The organism is Mesorhizobium sp. WSM4810, assembly GCF_055811235.1.
In genome coordinates this window covers 1-3,359 of record NZ_JBVVQV010000066.1, presented here as the reverse complement: position 1 = coordinate 3,359, position 3,359 = coordinate 1, and the positions used below count along the sequence as shown (strand labels likewise).

The following is a 3,359-nucleotide window of genomic DNA, read 5'->3' as shown; positions in this document are numbered from 1 at the left end:
TCGCACCGCCGCACGCGCCGCCGACCTCCTCTCGCAGCCTCGGATGTGACCAGGTCGCGACCGGCATCGGTCGGAGCACGGGTCAGTTTTGGTACTGAGGCCGAACTTCGAATCCCGGCCTGGCTACCCGACGACCGCCAATCCCCAGCATAACCTGGGTGCCGCCTGTTACCGACCTCCTCGAAACTGAACTGCACAGCACTTGACGTACCACTAGAACAGGTGGGCGCGCGTTGCGTAGTGGTGTGCTAGTGCGTCAGCATATCGAATGGACCGTTGGGACTCATCGAGTTTACTCAGTTTTCGACGAGGCGGGCGCGAGGATTCATCGGCTTTTTTCGCGGGGTGTAGGTGCCCCGAGCCCCGAAGCTGCGCGACAGTTATCTAACGAAGGAGCTAAAACATGTGCGGCATCTGTGGATGGATTGATTTCGATCGTGACCTAGGAAGTCCCGACGCGCGCAGGGAGCTTGCCGACATGACGGCCACCATGGCCTATCGTGGTCCGGACGACGAGGGGACTTGGATCGACGGGCCTGCGGCACTGGGACACCGCCGCCTGGCGATCATCGATATCCAGGGCGGTCGCCAGCCGATGACGCACCAGGAAGACGGCCGACCAGCGTTGGTGCTCGTCTACACGGGCGAGACTTACAACTACCGCGAGCTGCGTCAACGGCTTGCCGCCCTGGGCCATCGGTTCGACACGAGCAGTGACACCGAGGTGGTGCTGCACGCCCACTGCGAGTGGGGCCACCGCGATCCCCGCACCGCGATAAGCGAACTTAATGGGATGTTCGCCTACGCACTCTGGGACACCGCCAAGCGCGAACTGCTTCTTGTACGCGACCGGCTCGGTATCAAGCCGCTTTACTACTATCCCACCGAGCACGGAGTGTTATTCGGCTCCGAGCCAAAGGCGATCCTCGCCAATAGTCTCGCGGAACGGGTCGTGGATGCCGACGGGCTTCGGCGCACACTATCTTTCGTCGCCGACCCGCATAACACCGTGTTCCGTGGTATGCGTGAAGTACGGCCCGGCCACATCGTCCGCGTGACTCGCGACGGCATCCAGCAGATGAGCTATTGGCAGCTCACCGACAGCGGGCACACCGACGACGTGCCTACCACAGTTCGGCGCGTCCGCGAGTTGCTCGAGGAAACGATACAGCGACAGCTCATCGCCGACGTGCCGCTGTGCACGCTCTTGTCGGGCGGGCTTGATTCCTCGGCTATGACCGCCCTGGCCGCGCGCTTCAGCGACGAACGGATCCGATCCTTCGCCCTCGACTTCGTTGGATACACCGAAAACTTCACCCCCGGCCCGATGTGCGGCACACCCGACGGACCGTATGTGCAGGAGGTTGCGAAGTTTGTTACTACGGACCACATAGACATCACCTTGTCCGCGGACGAACTCATGGACCCGAATGTGCGGGCCGCCACTCTCCACGCCCGTGACCTGCCGTTCACTTGGGGCGACGCGGACAGCTCGCTCTATCTGCTGTTCCGGGGAATCCGGCAACACTCGACAGTGGCCCTGTCCGGGGAGGCGGCCGACGAGCTTTTTGGCGGCTACTCTTGGTTCCACGATCCAGCGAGCATTCAAGCCGACACGTTTCCGTGGTCCGACCACCCCGTCGATATTGCCCGGCAGTCCCTAGACCCCGGCCTGGTCGAGAACCTCGACCTACCCGGCTACCTCGACGAGCAGTACCGCAGGGCACTTGCGGAAGTACCGGCCCTGACCGGGCCGGCCTCGACCGATCCGTATGAGCGTCGCATGCGCGAGGTCTGCTACCTCTTCCTCACGCGTTACCTGCCGATGCTGCTCGATCGCAAGGATCGGCTGAGTATGGCGTTGGGTCTCGAGGTGCGCGTCCCCTATTGCGACCACCGCCTCGTTGAGTACGTGTTCGGCACCCCATGGGCCCACAAGAGTTTCGACAGGCGCGAGAAGAGCCTCCTGCGGGCCGCCACCGCCGACCTGCTGCCGCAGTCGGTGGTGCAGCGCGTCAAGAGCGTGTACCCGCCTATTCAGGATCCTACCTATGACAGAATGCTGCGCACCCGGTTCACGGCGTTGCTGGATGACCCTAATGCGGCAGTGGCACCGCTGCTTTCCGTTGACCGCTCCAGCGGCTTGCTGAACGCGACCGACAACATTAGGTGGGTGGAGTGCATCCTGACCCTTCAGGATTTCCTGACCGATTACAAGGTGAGCCTCACGGTCTGAGACGGCAGAACAGGCACAGGATGCATCCGCCGGGACATCTCATGCAGATCGACTTTGGCGACACGCGGGCGTGGATCGGCGGCGAGCGTGTTCGGGTGCACCTGTTTGTGGCAACGCTGGGTTACCCGCGTCGGCTGCATATCCGTCCCTCGCTTCGGGAGCGCCAGGCGGACTGGTTCGAGGGGATGGAAGGAGCCTTCCTTCGCTTCGGCGGGGTTCCAACGGAAGTGCTGTTCGATAATCCGAAGGCGCTGGTCGAACATCACGATGCGGCGACGCGGCAGGTGCGGTTCAATGTGCGGCTGCACGCCTTTGCCCGCTACTGGGGATTTTCGCCACGGGCTTGTGCGCCCTACCGGGCACGTACGAAGGGGAAGGACGAACGCGGGGTCGGCTACGTCAAGCGCAATGCGATTGCAGGCCGCCGGTTCGAGAACTGGGCGGCGTTCGAGGCGCATCTGGACCGGTGGACGCGCGAGATTGCCGATCAGCGGAGCATGGCACGACCGGCGTGGCTCCTGCGGAACGCTTTGCCGAAGAGGCCGTGGCGCTTCGCCCTCTGGGCGGACGGGCGCCGTTCGGGCAGCTGCGGGATCTCGTGCGCAAGGTCCAGGCAGGTTGCGCAATCGACCTGGACACGAACAGTTACTCGGTTCCCTGGCGGCTGACCGGGGAGAACGTCCAGGTCGTGGTGCTGGGCGGCCGCGTTATCGTGCGTCATGCTGGCGCGGTGGTGGCGGATCATGCCTGTGCCGCGGACGTCGCCAACGGATTGTCGAGCGCGCGCATCTTGCCGGCGGTCGGCGCTGCTGGGCCGGTACGATCGGCGCCGGCGGATATCGTTGCGCCTTCCGCTCTGTTGCGGCCACTGGCCGAATATGAGGCACTGGTGGGAGGCAGCTGGTGATGACGGCGGTCGATCACGAGATGCTGGTGCTCAGCTCGACCGGCTGAAGCTGACCGCGATCCGGGACCAGCTCGACACGCTGCTGGACGAAGCGGCGCGTTCGCAAATGACCTTGCGCGAGGCTTTGGCCTTCCTCGTGACGCGCGAGATCGCGCGGCGCGACGAGCGGCGCATCTCCATGGCAGGCAAGATCGCGCAGTTCCCGTTCGTGCGCGA

General features: G+C 64.0%; 1 protein-coding gene and 2 pseudogenes. All 3 read left to right on the top strand.

All coding sequences use genetic code 11. The features are described from left to right. Positions 1-403 precede the first annotated feature (403 nt). Complete coding sequence (gene asnB / locus AC0L3O_RS35250; protein WP_473618127.1) at positions 404-2,236, top strand: asparagine synthase (glutamine-hydrolyzing); 1,833 nt, start codon at positions 404-406, stop codon at positions 2,234-2,236. A 29-nt stretch (positions 2,237-2,265) separates the two neighbouring features. Further along, positions 2,266-3,143, top strand: a pseudogene (gene istA, locus AC0L3O_RS35245) (IS21 family transposase); the annotation flags it as partial. Continuing rightward, positions 3,143-3,359, top strand: a pseudogene (locus AC0L3O_RS35240) (ATP-binding protein); the annotation flags it as partial. The pseudogenes istA and AC0L3O_RS35240, both read left to right, overlap by 1 nt.

Excerpts from the sequence above, each read along its gene's own strand:
- asnB (WP_473618127.1), top strand. The coding sequence starts at position 404 with ATGTGCGGCATCTGTGGATGGATTGATTTCGATCGTGACCTAGGAAGT.